This window comes from Paenibacillus sp. BGI2013 (genome assembly GCF_002843485.1).
Taxonomy (GTDB): domain Bacteria; phylum Bacillota; class Bacilli; order Paenibacillales; family Paenibacillaceae; genus Paenibacillus; species Paenibacillus amylolyticus.
Map to the genome: position 1 here is coordinate 32017 of NZ_PJFA01000026.1, position 18149 is coordinate 50165.

The 18149-nt window shown below is 46.7% G+C and carries 17 protein-coding genes, 1 rRNA gene and 1 other RNA gene; 18 read left to right on the forward strand and 1 reads right to left on the reverse strand.

Annotated elements, in window-relative coordinates; translation table 11 throughout:
- Positions 1 to 156 precede the first annotated feature (156 nt).
- Together CXK86_RS31280 and argS are read left to right on the forward strand one after the other, a co-directional pair.
- Positions 157 to 582, forward strand: coding sequence for a YwiB family protein (locus tag CXK86_RS31280; protein ID WP_017691299.1), 426 nt, complete (start codon positions 157 to 159; stop codon positions 580 to 582).
- Positions 579 to 2258: an arginine--tRNA ligase gene (argS, locus tag CXK86_RS31285; RefSeq protein WP_101315115.1), complete on the forward strand. Its 1680-nt coding sequence runs from the start codon at positions 579 to 581 to the stop codon at positions 2256 to 2258. Before CXK86_RS31280 ends, argS begins: the two co-directional genes overlap by 4 nt.
- Before the next feature lie 288 nt (positions 2259 to 2546).
- Here argS and CXK86_RS31290 read toward each other — a convergent pair whose 3' ends face one another.
- Complete coding sequence (locus CXK86_RS31290; protein ID WP_101315116.1) at positions 2547 to 3701, reverse strand: S8 family peptidase; 1155 nt, start codon at positions 3699 to 3701, stop codon at positions 2547 to 2549.
- Between the two features lie 461 nt (positions 3702 to 4162).
- On the opposite strand from CXK86_RS31290, the gene rpoE reads away from it, so the two are divergent.
- The 16 genes from rpoE to CXK86_RS31370 form a co-directional block, all read left to right on the forward strand.
- Complete coding sequence (gene rpoE, locus CXK86_RS31295; protein WP_047841137.1) at positions 4163 to 4732, forward strand: DNA-directed RNA polymerase subunit delta; 570 nt, start codon at positions 4163 to 4165, stop codon at positions 4730 to 4732.
- A 93-nt stretch (positions 4733 to 4825) separates the two neighbouring features.
- Positions 4826 to 5104, forward strand: a complete 279-nt coding sequence (locus tag CXK86_RS32385) for a hypothetical protein (RefSeq protein WP_165789966.1) — start codon at positions 4826 to 4828, stop codon at positions 5102 to 5104.
- A gap of 80 nt (positions 5105 to 5184) precedes the next feature.
- Complete coding sequence (locus tag CXK86_RS31305) at positions 5185 to 6789, forward strand: CTP synthase (RefSeq protein WP_036607266.1); 1605 nt, start codon at positions 5185 to 5187, stop codon at positions 6787 to 6789.
- Positions 6790 to 7017: 228 nt separating this feature from the next.
- Positions 7018 to 7404: a response regulator gene (locus CXK86_RS31310; protein ID WP_017691292.1), complete on the forward strand. Its 387-nt coding sequence runs from the start codon at positions 7018 to 7020 to the stop codon at positions 7402 to 7404.
- Positions 7405 to 7664: 260 nt separating this feature from the next.
- Positions 7665 to 8519, forward strand: coding sequence for a class II fructose-1,6-bisphosphate aldolase (gene fba / locus CXK86_RS31315; RefSeq protein ID WP_036607263.1), 855 nt, complete (start codon positions 7665 to 7667; stop codon positions 8517 to 8519).
- A gap of 147 nt (positions 8520 to 8666) precedes the next feature.
- The gene (locus CXK86_RS31320; protein WP_036607261.1) at positions 8667 to 9920 is read left to right on the forward strand and encodes a UDP-N-acetylglucosamine 1-carboxyvinyltransferase; all 1254 of its coding nucleotides are present in this window, start codon (positions 8667 to 8669) and stop codon (positions 9918 to 9920) included.
- A 465-nt stretch (positions 9921 to 10385) separates the two neighbouring features.
- The gene (gene rho, locus CXK86_RS31325) at positions 10386 to 11711 is read left to right on the forward strand and encodes a transcription termination factor Rho (RefSeq protein WP_036607258.1); all 1326 of its coding nucleotides are present in this window, start codon (positions 10386 to 10388) and stop codon (positions 11709 to 11711) included.
- Between the two features lie 96 nt (positions 11712 to 11807).
- Entirely contained in the window at positions 11808 to 13082 is a 1275-nt protein-coding gene (locus CXK86_RS31330; protein ID WP_036607256.1) for a radical SAM family protein, read from the forward strand.
- Positions 13083 to 13184: 102 nt separating this feature from the next.
- Positions 13185 to 13382 carry a 50S ribosomal protein L31 gene (gene rpmE, locus CXK86_RS31335; protein WP_036607255.1) on the forward strand — a complete coding sequence of 66 codons (198 nt, stop codon included), beginning with the start codon at positions 13185 to 13187 and terminating at the stop codon, positions 13380 to 13382.
- A gap of 147 nt (positions 13383 to 13529) precedes the next feature.
- Positions 13530 to 13797, forward strand: an RNA gene (ffs, locus tag CXK86_RS31340) — signal recognition particle sRNA large type.
- Positions 13798 to 13971: 174 nt separating this feature from the next.
- Positions 13972 to 15717 carry a DNA polymerase III subunit gamma/tau gene (dnaX, locus tag CXK86_RS31345; RefSeq protein ID WP_036607251.1) on the forward strand — a complete coding sequence of 582 codons (1746 nt, stop codon included), beginning with the start codon at positions 13972 to 13974 and terminating at the stop codon, positions 15715 to 15717.
- A gap of 41 nt (positions 15718 to 15758) precedes the next feature.
- Complete coding sequence (locus tag CXK86_RS31350) at positions 15759 to 16070, forward strand: YbaB/EbfC family nucleoid-associated protein (protein WP_036607248.1); 312 nt, start codon at positions 15759 to 15761, stop codon at positions 16068 to 16070.
- 36 nt (positions 16071 to 16106) lie between these two features.
- Positions 16107 to 16706, forward strand: coding sequence for a recombination mediator RecR (gene recR / locus CXK86_RS31355; RefSeq protein WP_036607246.1), 600 nt, complete (start codon positions 16107 to 16109; stop codon positions 16704 to 16706).
- A 232-nt stretch (positions 16707 to 16938) separates the two neighbouring features.
- A complete protein-coding gene (locus CXK86_RS31360; RefSeq protein ID WP_051447031.1) occupies positions 16939 to 17166 on the forward strand; it encodes a DUF2508 family protein in 228 nt (75 codons plus the stop codon).
- Positions 17167 to 17200: 34 nt separating this feature from the next.
- The gene (locus tag CXK86_RS31365) at positions 17201 to 17470 is read left to right on the forward strand and encodes a pro-sigmaK processing inhibitor BofA family protein (protein ID WP_036607241.1); all 270 of its coding nucleotides are present in this window, start codon (positions 17201 to 17203) and stop codon (positions 17468 to 17470) included.
- A 348-nt stretch (positions 17471 to 17818) separates the two neighbouring features.
- A 16S ribosomal RNA gene (locus CXK86_RS31370) occupies positions 17819 to 18149 on the forward strand; the annotation flags it as partial.

An 18149-nucleotide genomic window follows, 5' to 3' on the forward strand; every position in this document is an offset into this window, starting at 1 on the left:
GAGCGAGGGAACTGGATATAGTTATACAGTAGAGTGTAGGATAGCGAGCTATCCGGGAATATGAGCGCGTATAGCGACACAACAATACGGGAAGGGCTGTTCTCACCAGCCGTGCCTGATTTTGCGTCGCCTCGAATATAATGGAGGTTAACATTCATGTCGAACATGCGACCGGTACACATCCGGCTGCACAGCCGTTATGAAGGTGAAGATGTGCTGCAGGAAATGCAGGGTGAAGCCGTGTTAAAAGGGTCTGTTCTTTATGTTCGTTATGAAGAACCGCAGGTTGGACCTGAGGGAGGTACAACCCGTACAACATTGAAGCTGGGCGGACAATCCATCAAGATTATACGTCATGGTGAGGTGGAATCGGAGCAGACTTTTGAGTTGAATCGGAAGCTTCCTGGTTTCTACCGATCACCATACATGTCGTTTGCCCTGTCCACGCATACACAGAAGCTGGAACTTTCCATTCAGGGATTGAGCGCACGCGCAGCGTGGAGCTACGACTTTTACCGCTTTGATGAAGAATCTGGACATTTCGCGATTAGTTTGCATATACAGGAGGAACCAATTTCATGACACGTAATCCACTAGATACGATTAACGAACGGGTAAGTACGGCCATCGGCAACGCCATTGTGACGGCCGGAATTGTTACGCAGGACGAATTGCCAGCCATCACATTGGAAGTGCCGCGTGAGAAGACACATGGAGACTTGGCGACCAATGCTGCCATGCAGCTGACCAAGATTGCCAAGCGCAATCCTCGTCAGATTGCTGAAGAGATCATTGCCAATCTGAATCTGGCTGAAGCAGGAATCGAGAAGGCTGAGATTGCGGGCCCAGGATTCATTAACTTCAAATTGGACAAGAGTTACCTTTATCCAGTACTTGCGCTTGTGCAGGAGCAGGGTAAAGATTACGGAAGAATTAACATCGGAGAAGGACGCAAAGTCGAGATGGAGTTTGTCAGTGCCAACCCGACAGGCAGCCTGCATCTGGGTCATGCCCGTGGAGCAGCTGTAGGTGATGCACTATGTAACATCCTTGACTACGCAGGATATGATGTAACCCGTGAATACTACATTAATGACGCAGGTAATCAGGTGTTTAATCTGGCTCGTTCCATTGAAGCTCGTTATCTGCAAGAGCTGGGTCAGGATGCTGAGATGCCTGAAGACGGTTATCACGGTGAAGATATTAAAGGATTCGCCAAGCAGCTTGTTGCTGAAAAGGGTGACGAATTGCTGTCCATGCATCCGGGTGACCGTGCGGCTTATTTCCGTGACTTTGGTCTGGAGAAGGAACTGGACAAGATCAAACGTGACTTGAATCGCTTCCGTGTTAACTTTGACATCTGGTTCAGCGAAACTTCCCTGTACGATAACGGAGAAGTGCTGCGAGTGCTTGATGAATTGCGTGACCGTAATGAGATCTATGAGCAAGATGGAGCAACTTGGTTGAAAACGATGCAGTACGGTGACGACAAAGAACGTGTATTGATCAAGAACGATGGCACGTATACTTACCTGACGCCAGATATTGCTTATCACCGCGACAAATATGCTCGTGGATACGACACGATGATCAACATCTGGGGTGCCGATCACCATGGATATATTCCACGGATGAAAGCCGCGATGCAAGCACTGGGTAATGACCCTGAGAAACTAATAGTCTTGATTGCACAGATGGTGAGCTTGTTCCAGAACGGTGAAAAAGTGAAGATGTCCAAGCGTACAGGTAAAGCTGTAACGATGGAAGATCTGATGGATGAAGTCGGCATTGATGCCATCCGTTACTTCTTCACAATGCGCAGCATGGACTCCCATCTGGACTTTGACATGGACCTTGCGATTTCGACATCCAATGAGAATCCGGTATTCTACGTACAATACGCGCATGCCCGTGTATGTAGCGTATACCGTCAGGCTGAAGAACAAGGTATTGAACTGTTGCCACTGGCACAGATTGACCTGTCCAAGCTGACAACAGAGCACGAGTATGACCTTCTCCGCAAAATGGGAGAGTTGCCTGAGGAAATCTCGGCAGCAGCAACAGGATATGCGCCTCATCGTATCATCCGTTATGTATACGAGTTGGCATCCCTGTTCCACAGCTACTATCGTGCAGAACGTGTCATTACGGAAGACACGCAGCAAACTCAAGCACGTCTGGCACTGATCGGTGCTGTACGTACCGTTATCGCAACAGCGCTTCGTCTGGTAGGCGTAACCGCTCCTGACAAAATGTAAATTCCAGGCTAGCGGCACATCCGCCGCTCTGCCTAACAAAAAAGTCTCCAAGTCCACGTTGCAACTGCAACGTGGTACATGGAGACTTTTTTTATTGTGTACCCGGAGTTGAAGAAAACGAAATGCCTGACCCATCCAAGGCACACTAGCCTGCTCTGACATCACAGTGGGCGTAACCTAGAGTTTCAGCCGCTACGTAATACTCCCTCGTGCGTACTGCCTGGTCCGGGCTACTGCGTTTCGCCACGAAGCCTCAATCAAGTTCGGCTGACGGCTGACAGAGCTGGCTCACTCCCCGCCCTCCTGCATTAGCTTCAGGGCATCAATCTCACCACCACGCACCTTGCTCTTTGCTGTGGTAGTCTTGCGAGCACGCAAAGGGATCGTAGCACGTTTGACGAGTGTCTTGATTTCACTAGGGGATAACCCCGGATGTTTGGAGAGTAGCAAGGCGATAGCGCCACTCACATGGGACGTCGCCATGGATGTGCCGCTCATCTCGTGATGCTTTCCTTGTACCCAGGAGGAGACAATTTTATCACCGGGTGCATAGACATCCACATATGCGCCACGATTGCTGAAGGACGCAATACGTCTGTTTTTGTCGGTTGCCCCAACAGATATGGTCTGGGGATACCGTGCAGGGTAATCAATACTGCGGCGTTTGCCGTCATTTCCTGACGAAGCAACAATAACGATTCCGGCATGGTACGCACGGTTGACAACGTCAAGAAGCGCCTTGCTACGTGTTTTCATGCCAAAGCTCATATTGATGATATCGACCTTGTTGCGTACACACCAGTCGATGCCAAGTACAATGTCGGATACATAAGCCGATCCGTTGTGGTCAAATGCTTTCACCGGATAGATCAGGGAACGTGGAGCTACACCAATCATGCCTGCGGTACTGTTGGCAGCAGCGATAGTGCCTGCAATGTGGGTGCCGTGTCCGTTATCATCATGAGGAAGCAGGCTGAGGTTTAACAGATTGATTCCGCGTGCCAGTGAATAACGAAGATCAGGATGATGATAATCAGCACCTGTATCAATCACACCGATTTTAATCCGGTGTCCGGTAGACACAGACCATACTTTGGGCGCCCGAATCTGCTTCACTCCCCAGGGTATGCCTTGAGCATTGCTTGGTTTGCTGTGGAGTGCAGTGGCATGAAGGGAGATGGGAACGTCTTCTTCAATCGTAATTTCATCCCCATAGCGGTATAGGTCCTCCGGGCGTTGGACTGGAGCGATAATGGAACGAGCCAGTCGCGAGGAACGGACAGCCCCAAGATCGGTGAATTCATTCCGCATTCGGGACAATTCTACGAGACAGGCCTCGTACTGCTGCGGTTTGGCAAATCGGATCAAATATCGCCCTCCCTGTTCTGGTTCAGGGCGTCGCATTCCGTCAATCAATTGATGCAATAAACCAGTATAGTCCATAATGGGCAGCCCCCTTCGGGATGAACATGCTGAGGTATTCTATGAATGCGCTCATCCCGCCGCATGGGGAACTTGCCCTTTTTTTACAAAAACACATTCTCTTCGTGTCAAAACGGGCGCAGGGACATATGATGGATGGAGAGCTAGAGGGCTCTTGCGGGGAACCTGGTGAGGAGTAATCCTCCAAGGGTATACAGTCAGAAGGCGGAGGGGACTCCGTCTTTTTTATTATGGAGTTGTCTCTTTGGCAAAGAGGATATTCCTGTGGGTTTGATGTCACTTCACGTTTAATATGTGGACATATTGTTGCTGCTCTCCGCATTTGCGTCACATCCGTACATAAAAACTTGCTTTTTAACGCTAAATAGGTTTTACTTAGGTTTGTTAATGGATATGTTATACGTAACAGTCCAGTTCGTAGGGGTTAAAAAGTGAATTTTGTGTGAGAGGAAGTGTCTGCAGTGAGTACCTCGCTCAATTTGAAAATTGATAAAGAAAAGGTAAAAGAGATCCCTTTGGTGGACCTTGCCTTTATGGTGCTGAAAGCGGCTAATACGCCGTATTACTATCGTGACTTAATGAATGAGGTAGCGAAGCAGCGCGGAATGACTGATGAAGAAATCAACGAGTTTATCGCCCAGCTATATACCGAGATTAATATCGATGGCCGTTTTGCTTGCGTCGGTACAAGTCTGTGGGGCTTAAAGCGCTGGTATCCGGTAGCTGGAACAGAAGATTCCATGACGGGTGCGAAGCGTCCGCGTATCATCAACGATGAAGACGATGATCTGGAAGATGAAGACTTCGGTGAAGAAGAAGACAGCTATAGCAGCGATGAAGGCTTCGACAGCACGGATAAAGACGAAGAAGAAGACGAAGAAGAGGAAGAAGAAGACGACATCTTTGACGAAGAAGACAGCGAAGAAGAAGTGCTGGTTGAAGATGACGATCTGGAAGATGAAGACCTCGAAGAAGACGAAGAAGAGTCCGAAAACGAGGATGAATTTGACGACGATTCTGATAATCGGTAGTCATTTTTGACGTCTATAATTTACCCGTTTCCCCGGAATAGTCAGCCTTGACAGCAGACGGGGTAACGGGTAAACTATTGCATGGGCTTATGAATGAGCGACAATATATTTATGTTTTTTATAGAAGGTGCCCCGTCCTGCGGGAGTACTTTTTTTTGTATTTTTAGAGGCATAATTTTGCAAAATGATTTTTTTCCGTATGCTCCCGGCCAACATTTCGTGGCCCGTTTTTGTATATCAAAAACACCAAATGGAATGAAGGCCATCGGAATATTTGCACCATTTTTTGCTGTAGAACAACGTGTATTTAAACCGTCTTCGCAGAAAGAGCAGTTCGCAGATGCAGGGAATTTCTGCCATTGCTCTTTTTAACGATGATTACCTGGGAAACAGGTTACGATAACACCATATATCGCCTGAATTTCTGTACTTATATTAGGAGGGTAATAACAGTGACAAAGTATATTTTCGTGACGGGCGGAGTTGTGTCCTCCCTGGGCAAAGGGATTACGGCTGCTTCTCTGGGCAGATTGCTGAAAAACAGAGGGCTTAAGGTAACGATCCAGAAATTTGATCCATATATTAACATCGACCCGGGAACAATGAGTCCTTATCAGCACGGCGAGGTTTTTGTAACGGATGATGGCGCGGAAACGGATCTGGACCTTGGCCACTATGAACGTTTTATTGATATTAATCTCTCCAAAAACAGCAACGTCACGACTGGTAAAGTATACTCTTCCGTCATCAGCAAAGAGCGGCGCGGGGAATATCTGGGCGGAACGGTACAAGTTATTCCACACATTACGAACGAGATCAAAGAGCGTGTATTCCGCGCTGGACGTGAAGCGGGTTCGGATGTGGTTATTACGGAAATTGGTGGAACAGTGGGCGACATTGAGAGTCTGCCATTCCTGGAAGCTATCCGTCAGATCAAGAGTGATGTAGGTCGCGACAATGTGATGTACATCCACGTAACACTTATTCCTTATATCAAAGCAGCTGGTGAAGTGAAAACAAAACCAACGCAACATAGTGTTAAGGAATTACGCAGCATCGGTATTCAACCGAATGTGATTGTATGCCGTACGGAGTATGAATTGTCTAAAGACATGAAAGCCAAGATCGCTCTCTTCTGCGACATTGATGAGAATGCCGTGGTTGAATGTCGTGATGCAGACACGTTGTATCAAGTACCTTTGAACCTGCGTGAAGAAGGCTTGGATGAGATCGTGGTAAATCACCTGAAACTAACTACTCCTGCACCGGATATGAGCGAGTGGGAAGGGCTGGTTGACCGGATCAACAAGTTGGAGCATACAGTTGAGATCGCTATTGTTGGTAAATATGTAGCGTTGCATGATGCATACCTGAGTGTTGTTGAGTCGTTGTCTCATGCAGGATTTGCATCCAATGCTGATGTGAAAATTCGCTGGGTTCCTTCTGAAGATATTACGGATGAGAATGTAGGCGACCTGTTACATGGTATTGGCGGTATCCTTGTTCCTGGTGGATTCGGAGATCGTGGTATTGAAGGTAAAGTATCGGCAATTCGTTATGCTCGTGAGAAACAAATTCCGTTCTTCGGTATTTGCCTGGGTATGCAGGTTTCCGTTATTGAGTATGCACGTTCCATCGTTGGCTTGAATGGTGCGAACAGTTCCGAAATTAATCCGGCTACGGAATTCCCTGTGATCGATCTGTTGCCTGAGCAAAAAGATATCGAGAATCTGGGTGGCACGATGCGTCTGGGTCTGTATCCTTGTAAGCTTCAGGAAGGTTCTTTGGCGATGGCTTGTTATGATGACGAGCTGGTGTATGAGAGACATCGTCACCGGTATGAGTTCAACAATGAATACCGTGAAACGATCGAAAAAGCAGGACTGGTTATCTCGGGTACATCCCCGGATGGACGTCTGGTTGAGATCGTGGAACTTCCAGGACACCCATGGTTCCTGGCGGTACAATTCCATCCGGAATTCACTTCCCGTCCGAACCGTCCGCAACCATTGTTCCGTGATTTTGTAAAAGCTTCTCTGGTGAATGCGCAGAAGTAATAAATTTTTTTGTGTTAACGTAATAGATATTGGGGATGTTCCTGGCAACCATAGCGGATGCCGGAACATCCTTTTTTTTTGCGTAGAAAGCAGGTGGAAATGCTTTTTGTCATTTTGTGAAGGTAGCAGGATTTTAATGGAAGAGGTAGAATACTTATCATGACGACTATGGGATAGTTATCCAGATTCGAAGATGTGCATGCTTTCCTAATTCTAGGAGGTTACAGAGTGGAAGATAAAAAAGTTTTGATTGTTGATGACCAGAATGGTATTCGAATCCTGTTAATGGAAGTGTTCAGCAGTGAGGGGTATAACACGTTTCAAGCACCCAACGGCAAGGTTGCTCTGGAGATTGTGAATAATGATAAGCCTGACCTGGTATTGCTCGATATGAAGATTCCTGGGATGGACGGTCTGGAAATCCTGAAGCATATTAAAGAAATTGATCCGGGTATCAAGGTGATCATGATGACCGCTTATGGTGAACTGGACATGATTAAGGAAGCCACGGATCTCGGAGCGCTCATGCACTTTACGAAACCGTTTGATATCGACGAGATGCGAGTGGCTGTGAATATGCAACTTCGCAACGGTACCGCCAATAAATGCAGCTGAATCCTGTTGATACAGGATTTTTTTGCGTGTGGAGAACATAGAAGGTACGTGGTGGGAAAATGAGGTATTTCACTCCTTCATCCGGGGAATATTGGAAATGGGGAAGTTATAAAGCGGTGTCTATGAAAACTGTGCTGCAAAGCACAGCATTTTTGCAAATGCTTGTTTAGTATTTGACATGGGATGTGGTATAATAAGCCCGTATGTGATTTCGGCTAAAAACCATAGACACAACCCAAACCCCTAGGAGGATTGAAACCATGCCATTAGTATCTATGACAGACATGTTGAACAAAGCACTTGAAGGAAAATATGCAGTTGGTCAATACAACATCAATAACCTTGAGTGGACTCAAGCGATTCTTGGTGCTGCTGAAGAAGAGAAATCCCCAGTAATCTTGGGTGTATCCGAAGGCGCAGCACGTCACATTGGTGGCTTCTACACTGTAGTTAAAATGGTAGAAGGACTCATTCACGACATGAAAATCACTGTTCCAGTTGCAATTCACCTGGACCACGGTTCAAGCTTCGACAAGTGTAAAGAAGCGATCGACGCTGGATTCACATCCGTAATGATCGACGGTTCCCACCACTCTATCGATGAGAACATCGAAATGACTAAAAAAGTTGTTGAATATGCACACGCTAAAGGCGTTTCTGTAGAAGCTGAAGTAGGTACTGTAGGCGGACAAGAAGACGACGTTATTGGCGGTATCATGTACGCTGACCTGAACGAGTGTATCCGTATCGTTAAAGAAACAGGTATTGATACATTGGCACCAGCTCTTGGTTCCGTACACGGTCCTTACCATGGCGAGCCTAACCTGGGCTTCAAAGAAATGGAAGAAGTTCGTGACGCGGTACAAGTTCCACTCGTATTGCACGGTGGTACAGGTATTCCTAAACACGACATCGACAAAGCCATTTCCCTGGGTACGTCCAAAATCAACGTAAACACAGAGAACCAAATTGCTTTTGCAAGAGTGGTTCGTGAAGTGCTTGCAGCTAAACCAGACGCTTACGATCCACGTACATTCATCGTACCAGGCCGTGAAGCAATTAAAGAAACCGTTAAAGGTAAAATCCGCGAGTTTGGTTCTAACAACAAAGCGTAATTTATCTTTACCAGTTCCATACTGTGAAATGGAAAAACACCGCCTAGCCGGTGTCTTTCCATTTTCACACCTTATTTCTACATCGGAAGCCAACAGCACGTATTGCCGTTCATCGGCTGCAAAACACGTAGGGGGACATTAAGCTTTATGGAAAAATTGATGATTAGTGGCGGACGTCCGTTACAGGGAACTGTAACTATAAGCGGCGCCAAGAACAGCGCCATTGCGCTTATTCCTGCAGCATTGCTTGCCGAGTCAGAAGTCGTGTTGGACAACCTGCCGCTTTTGAGTGACGTGGCGGTTTATGCAGAAATTTTGGAGGAACTCGGAGCACATGTGACTTGGGAAGGCAGTCAGATGAAGATTGACCCTTCTGACATCAAATCCATTCCTATGCCGAATGGTCCCGTGAAGAAGCTTCGTGCTTCGTATTATATGATGGGTGCATTGCTAGGGCGTTTCAAAGAAGCGACCATAGGTTTACCAGGGGGCTGTAATTTTGAGCCTCGTCCAATTGATCAACATATCAAAGGGTTTGAAGCGCTTGGCGCAACCGTAACAAACGAACATGGCTCCATTCATTTGCATGCCAAAGAGCTGCGGGGAGCAAAAATCTATCTTGATGTAAGCAGTGTCGGCGCAACCATTAATATCATGCTGGCGGCTACTCGTGCCAAAGGCTCTACAATTATCGAAAACGCGGCTAAAGAGCCTGAGATTATAGATGTAGCAACACTTCTGAATTCCATGGGTGCCAGCATCAAGGGTGCAGGTACCGAAACGATCCGTATTGAAGGGGTCTCGGAGCTTAAAGGCTGCCGTCATTCCATCATTCCGGACCGTATCCAAGCAGGTACGTATATGATCGCTGCAGCGGCAACGCGCGGAGATGTTCTGATTGACAATGTGATTCCCAAACATCTGGAGGCTTTAACGGCAAAGCTGCTAGAAATGGGTGTTGGCATTGAGGAATTGGATGAAAGTATACGTGTCATTGGTAAACCAAGCTATAACCATGTGGACGTGAAGGCACTTGTATATCCTGGTTTCCCAACGGATCTACAGTCACCCATGACCAGTGTTTTGACACAGGCAACCGGTGTGAGCGTCCTGAGCGACTTTGTATACAGTAATCGATTCAAGCATGTGCCTGAGTTGGTGCGGATGGGCGCAAAGATTCGAGTAGAAGGACGGTCAGCAATTATTGAAGGCAGTGCATTAAACGCGGCCAAAGTAAAAGCATCCGATCTTCGCGCTGGAGCAGCGCTGGTGATTGCAGGTCTCACCGTCAGTGAAGGTGTGACTGAAGTAACGGGGGTCGAATATATCGACCGCGGTTATGATCATCTGGTGACTAATCTGCGCCTGCTCGGTGCAGATGTATGGCGGGAAACTGATTAATAGGAAGCATTATGCATGATTCAGTCCTACACATGTTTATTTTAACTGAACTGCATATCTTTTTGATGATTAGGTAAACCTGTTTTAATAGAGTTCTCAGTCTCTCCGGCATAAGACGAAATGTTTCTGTTTCCTTTACCGGAGGGTCTTTTTTTGAAATAAACTTCATATGGCTGTAAGAACATCATTTCTCATCCCCAACCCCCGGTTTTGTTTGAACTGCGCTCCATAGCCGGTCTATCCGGATTGATCGCCTCAATGCATCGTTCACTCAATAGCGGATCTTGCCGAATGTTGGCCATCCCACCCGGAAACTTACACTCAAAGACAAGTATTTGCATTATAACGGTTACATTCCGTACAATGGACAGAAGGGATTGTGGCAGACGCCACTCTCTATAGCCGGAACATCTAGCGAAACTATCCATTTCACACGGACTTATTAATTGAATAGGTGGTTATTATATGGATCTACAAATTTCCGATTTGGAAGAAATGAAACTAACGGACCTCTACAAACTGGCCAAAAAATATCAGATACCTTACTATGGTACGTTAAAAAAGAAAGAATTAATCTTTGCTATACTACGTGCACAAGCTGAACAGAGTGGCCTGATGTTCATGCAAGGCGTACTCGAGATTTTACCTGAAGGTTACGGATTCTTAAGACCTATCAACTACTTGCCAAGTACGGAAGACATCTACATCTCAGCTTCTCAGATTCGCAAGTTTGACCTAAGAACAGGTGACCTCGTATCTGGTAAGTGTAGAACGCCTAAGGAAAACGAGAGATACTTCGGTTTGTTGCAAGTCAACGCTGTAAATGGTGAGAATCCATCGGCGGCTGCAGAGCGACTTCACTTCCCGGCACTAACCCCACTGTATCCGCAGAAAAAACTGGTTCTCGAAACATCCCCCAACCATTTGTCCACACGCATTATGGATGTGCTCGCCCCGGTAGGATTGGGACAGCGCGGATTGATCGTAGCACCTCCCAAAGCGGGTAAAACGCTTCTCCTCAAAGAAATTGCCAACAGCATCTCAACTAACAATCCTGAAATTGAACTGTTTGTCCTGTTGATTGATGAACGTCCAGAGGAAGTAACGGATATGTCGCGTTCGGTAAAAGGGGAAGTTGTGGCTTCGACATTTGATGAACTGCCTGAGAATCATATCAAGGTGGCGGAATTGGTGCTTGAGCGTGCGCTTCGTCTGGTTGAGGCCAAAAAAGATGTTGTTATCCTGCTGGATAGCATTACACGTCTTGCCCGTGCATATAACCTGGTTATTCCACCATCCGGTCGTACGCTTAGTGGTGGTATTGACCCAGCTGCATTCCATCGTCCGAAACGTTTCTTCGGTTCTGCCCGGAATGTGGAGGAAGGCGGAAGCTTGACCATCCTGGCAACGGCATTAATTGATACCGGATCACGTATGGATGACGTCATTTATGAAGAGTTTAAGGGTACAGGTAACATGGAGCTCCATCTGGACCGTCGTCTGGCAGAACGCCGCATATTCCCGGCGATCGACATTCGTCGTTCGGGTACACGTCGTGAAGAAGTGTTGCTCAGCAAGGAAGAGTTGGATACAATCTGGGCAATTCGTAAAAACATGAATGATTCCCATGACTTTGTTGAAGGATTCCTGAAAAAACTTCGTAACAGTAAGACAAATGCAGAGTTCTTGGCGGCATTTGATTCGGCTGGTAACAGCCCGACAAGCAATTCGGGTACAACAACAACTCGTCGCTCACCTAGACAGACAGCAACGTCAGGTACATCGACTTAAGTGTCGTTCGACCAATAACATACTTTTACAGCGTTGCTGTGAATTTTACAATACACTCGTCGTTAGGTTTAACCCATTAGATGTGAGGAGAACATCATGTATTTAGTATACGCAGATGAAAAAGGTAATGTATTTGATCATCCTTCCCTGTACGGGCTTGCCCGCAGTGGAGATATGATCGTGGAGATTATGGAGGATGAGTTGATTCCTCTGCCAGAAGGTGCAACGTTGGTTGGACTCCCGAGTACCCGGCCCATTGGTATGGACCCGGACACCGGTGAGATGCTGCCGATGCCATCAGACACACAGGCTGTAGGTGCATTGCTTCCACAGGGATTCACTCGTTTGTGTCTCCCTGGTTATGTGAAGACGGATAAAGAGTATAAATTGCCGTTATTCGGCTATTCCGCAGTAGTCTGGAAAGATGGCGGTTTCTATGTCACCGCTTCGAAGTCGGATAGTCCTGAAAAATGGAATCCACTCAACTGTGATCGTGACGATGTGCGTTCCGGGGTCAAACGATTGACGGAGCAATACCCCGAGAACCGTCTTTACACCCATCTATCCAACTGTGCGCTTGGATATGAATGTCTAACTTCATCAAACACGTTCCTGAATCGTTGGGAAGGTGGAGTGCCGGTATCCTATTCTTGCAATGCGGGCTGTTTCGGGTGTATCTCCGAGCAACCGGATGATAGCGGCTTTGTTTCCCCGCAGACACGTATGAACTTCCGACCACGTGTGGATGAGATTGTGGAGGTTATGCTGGAACACCTGAAGACGCCGGAGTCCATCATTAGCTTTGGACAAGGTTGTGAAGGGGAGCCTTCCACGCAGGCCAAGCTGATTATTGAAGCGATTCGCGAAGTGCGTTCCGTAACGGACATGGGGTATATCAACATCAATACCAATGCGGGTCTGAATGATCACATTAGAGGTATTGTAGATGCTGGATTGGATCTGATGCGCGTAAGTACAATTAGTGCACTGGATGACCATTATAACGCCTACTATAAACCACGTGGTTATACCTTAGCCAATGTTGAGAAGTCGATGAAATACGCAGCGCAGCAGGGTGTATACACGTCCATTAACTATCTGATCTTCCCAGGCGTAACAGATCGTGAAGAAGAGATTGAGGCGATGATTGAGTTTGCAAGAAGAACCGATCTACGCTTGATTCAGATGCGTAATCTCAATATTGATCCAGAGAGCTATCTGGAATTAATTCCTCCTGCTCAAGGTGATATCTTGGGCATGAAGCAGATGATTGAGATTTTTGAAGACGAGTTGCCTGGTGTTGTGATTGGATCGTATACCCATGTTCCACCCGCTGGAATGGCACGTCCAAAACGGTTGATTACCTCTTAACAATAATGGATTGCAACAGGCGCAAGGTCGTGTTATAATCTCAGGGTTGTGCCATTTACTCTGGGTCCGCTTGAGGCTCAGGGCGGAAAGAGGTGAAAGGTAATGAAAGAAGCAATTCATCCTAATTACACGATTGGTCAAGTATCTTGCGCTTGCGGGAATACTTTTGAGACAGGTTCGGTTAAAGACGGACTTCGTGTAGAGATTTGCTCCGCGTGCCACCCGTTCTTCACAGGTAAACAGAAGTTTATCGATGCTGGCGGCCGTGTTGATCGTTTCAAAAAGAAATACGGAATCTAATTGGACAATTCTTGGAGTTGTCTGCTAATTGCATCCAACACACCCCTGCTGATCTGGCAGGGGTTTTTATATGTTATATGTTAAGCATAATCGCATTCACGTTCCTCTGGTTGCAATTTGGATAACCTTACGTTATACTATTTCTTACCGTGCTAGATGGGGAGGTAGCGGTGCCCTGTAACTCGCAATCCGCTATAGCGAGGTTGAATTCCTGCTAGAGGTTTTGCCGATGTGAGGTTTGGTCCCTAAACGTGGTGTTGACGGTTGGGTCCTCCGCAATGAGTACTCATGAACCTGGTCAGGTCCGGAAGGAAGCAGCCATAAGTGAGATCACTCTTGTGCCGGAGGGTTGCCTAGCCCGAGCTATTGTTCAGGGGTGCCACTTGGATCGCAAATATCGATAGCAGGTGCACGGCTTACCTTTTAAATGTAGAGACCTTTGCAGTTGTATGTATGCAGAGGTCTTTTTGATATGTCTTAATAAACCACGCATGAATGAGTCAGATAAAGTTTGGATTCACCCTAGAATATAGTATAATAGGGGAACGACAAAGGACTCGAATGCGAAGTGGAAGGAAGGTAACGCATCATGGAGCATATCGCGTTATACCGGGCTTGGCGTCCCCAGTCGTTTCAAGATATGGTGGGGCAACAGCATATTATTCAGACCTTGCAGAACGCGATTCGTGAACAGCGGACTTCCCATGCCTACTTATTTAGCGGGCCCAGAGGAACGGGAAAGACAAGTGCCGCCAAGATTTTGGCCAAAGCTGTGAACTGCGAACGTGGGCCTGCGCCTGAACCTTGTAACGAGTGTGAAGCTTGCCGCAGAATTACGACTGGCGCTGTGATGGATGTGCAAGAGATTGATGCTGCATCCAATCGGGGCGTTGAAGAAATCCGTGATCTTCGGGAAAAGGTTAAATATGCGCCAACCGAAGTCCGGCAGAAAGTCTATATTATTGATGAAGTGCACATGCTGACAACGGAGGCATTCAATGCTTTGCTCAAAACATTGGAAGAGCCACCACCACATGTGATGTTTATTTTGGCAACAACGGAACCGCACCGCCTTCCGGCTACCATTATATCGCGCTGTCAGCGATTTGATTTTCGCCGGGTATCCCTAGAAGAGCAGACAGCAAGACTTACACTGATCTGTGAACAGGAAGGCATGGAAGCTGACCAGGATGCGCTCCAATACATTGCCCGTTTATCGGACGGTGGAATGAGGGATGCACTTAGTGTGCTGGATCAGATCTCTTCATTTACGGATGGACGAGTAACGTACCAGCAGGTTATGGACATGACGGGTGGAATTGCTTCAGAGCAATTTGCCAAACTGGCTGCTTCGCTGCTCAAAGGTGATGTTGGTCATATTTTGCAGATGATTGAAGGTTTCATGCATGAAGGAAAGAGTGCAGACAAGTGCATGGAGAATTTACTGTATTATTTCCGTGATTTGCTTATGATTAAGATGGTACCTGATGCAGATAAACTGACGGACCGGGTACTTAATCCGGAGTCTTTCCGTGATATGGCGGAGTCATTCACCAAGGAACAACTGTTCCACATGATTGACACCCTTAATCGGTACCAGAGTGAAATGAAATATGCAGTACAACCACAGACATTATTTGAAGTTGCATTGCTTAAACTGTGTAGTATTCCAGCTCAAGGTGAGGCTTCTGTTCAGGTGGGAGCTTCAGCTCATGCAGCACCTGCTGATGGGGGAGAGATCAACCGCTTGAAGCAGCAGCTTGCTGAGTTGGAGAAGAAGTTGGATCGTGCACTGAAAAGTGGTTTGTCTGGTGGAGAAGGTTCATCGAGTGCTCCATCTCGCCCGGCAACAAGAGCGCCGGTATCGAGAGGCAATTCACCTGCGAAGCTTCCTGCACAGTTGGATCAGTATGTTGCGCGCAAGGGAGCCCCTGAGTTCGCAGAGATCAGCAAAAAATGGAGTCAGATCCTGCAACGAGTGAAGGAAGAGCGGGTTACCGTTCACGCCTGGTTTGTGGATGGTGAGCCGGTATCATTGCTTGAAGACAATGTGTTGGTTGCTTTTAAAAACAATATTCACCGTGAAACGACGGAGAAGCAGGCTAACCGCGAAGTCATTGAGCGGGTATTGTCGGAACATCTTGGGCGTTCGGCACGATTGGTGACGATGATGCTCAAAGATTGGACCGGAGCAATGGAGGGAGCTTCTGAAGCGCCAAAGGAGGACTTTAAGCTTGAACCTGAGCATGAAGACGGCGGTTCAGGCAACAAACAGCCTTGGATTGATGAAGCCATCCAGCTCTTTGGTGAGGATCTTGTAGTGATCAAAGAATAATGCGCATAGCGCGATAACCATAACAAAGGAGATGAACAATTATGAACAACATGAACCAAATGATGAAACAAGTGAAGAAAATGCAGGAGCAAATGCTGAAAGCACAAGAGGAACTGGCGGACAAAACAGTCCAAGGTACTTCTGGTGGCGGTGTAGTGACGGCTGAAGTTAACGGACACAAGAAATTGCTTGCTATCACGATCAAACCTGAAGCGGTAGATCCGGAAGATGTTGAAATGTTGCAGGATCTCGTTATGACAGCTGTTAATGATGCTATGGCCAAAGCCGATGAGATTGCCAACAAGGATATGGGCAAGTTCACAGGCGGCATGAATATTCCGGGATTATTTTAATTAAAAAATTGATCCTGTCAAAGGAGACACAATCGATTGTATTATCCCGAACCAATAGCCAAGCTGATTGATGCCTTCACCCGGTTGCCGGGTGTGGGTCCCAAGACGGCAGCGCGTTTAGCTTTTCATGTGCTTAACATGAAGGAAGATGACGTTATCGATTTTGCCAAAGCGCTCGTAAGTGTGAAGCGTAATCTTCATTACTGTTCTGTATGTTGTAATATTACTGATACGGACCCATGTCGCATCTGTCAGGATAAGTCCAGGGATGTATCTGTTATCTGTGTAGTTCAGGATTCGAAAGATCTGGTGGCCATGGAGCGCACCAAGGAATTCGATGGGTACTATCATGTGTTACAGGGCGCGATTTCACCTATGGAGGGAATTGGCCCAGACGATATTCGTTTGAAGGAACTCCTGGTTCGATTAAGTGATGAACGTATAAAAGAGATCATCTTGGCAACGAACCCCAACATTGAGGGTGAGGCTACAGCGATGTATATCTCCCGGTTGGTGCGTCCGTTTGAGATCAGTGTGACTCGTATTGCGCATGGATTGCCTGTAGGTGGCGATCTTGAGTATGCGGATGAAGTGACCCTTTCCAAAGCGTTGGAAGGTCGCAGGGAGATGCGTTAGTGTGATCGATTTGTATTACGCAGCGGACTTCCTTGGAAACTTCGGATGCTAAATAAGTTTCGATATGCAAAGAGAGCCTTAGGGCTCTCTTTTTTTATGGAAAAAATGAATGTCCGAGTTCTAAGTTTGTCCTTTCCCTGATAAGTATGAGAATATGCTGTGCTGATCAGGAGGGGGAGAGATTATGTTTTTGTGGCGAAACACACGGAACTCGGTAGAGAAACACAACAGAATGTTGAAGGAACTTGAGGCGGATCAGATCTATGCAGATATTCAGATGGCTAAGCAGGAATGGGAACGGGCTATGAGACAGTTTGAAGATGCACAGGGACAGGATGAGATTGATTATGCTATTTATGTATTGGAGGCAGCTGAGCGGAAGTACCAGATCCACTTGAGAAGAGCAAAGCGAGCCAGAGCTAATGATGATGTTACATCACAGCGAGGGGTTAGTATGTAGAGTCACGTTTACATTAAACACGGAGGTGAAACATATGAAGAGTATTATACTGGGAAGTGTATTGGTTATATCGTTACTGGGGCTTATCGTTATTTTATTCAGAAAGCGGATAGGGTTATCGTTTTTCACGTCATTTGGAATTCATCTGGTGCTGGCTGCAGTAGGGATATATATCGTGAATTATTCCGGCTGGATTACAGGGACCTACATCCCGCTGAACCCTGCAACGATAGGGACGGTAACTGTTTTGGGATTGCCAGGTGTGGGGCTATTATTAGGGTTGAAAATTTCTTTGTTCGGATAGTTGACTCGCAGGATATTTATATGGTACATTATATCTCGTTGCTTTGCTTGCTTGGTTAGATGCTTTAGATGAAATGAAGGAGTTCATTGCGAACTTCGAAAAATAATTTCAAAAAAACACTTGACCAAAACAAACGAAGTATGATATATTATAAAAGTCGCCGCTGAGAGAAAATGGTGACGAAAAAACGAGTTTGATCTTTGAAAACTGAACAACGAGTGAGTAAACATTCTGCTTGCAGAATGAACGCGAAAGTTTGAAACAAGCCTTGGCTTGGATCGACTGGAGCACAAATGAGATTTTTAATCTCGTCAGATTCAAAATGAGCTTATCGCTCTTTTCAATACTTTATTGGAGAGTTTGATCCTGGCTCAGGACGAACGCTGGCGGCATGCCTAATACATGCAAGTCGAGCGGAGTTGATAGGAAGCTTGCTTCTTTGATACTTAGCGGCGGACGGGTGAGTAACACGTAGGCAACCTGCCCTCGAGTTTGGGACAACTACCGGAAACGGTAGCTAATACCGAATAATTGTTTTCTTCGCCTGAAGGGAACTGGAAAGACGGAGCAATCTGTCACTTGGGGATGGGCCTGCGGCGCATTAGCTAGTTGGTGAGGTAACGGCTCACCAAGGCGACGATGCGTAGCCGACCTGAGAGGGTGATCGGCCACACTGGGA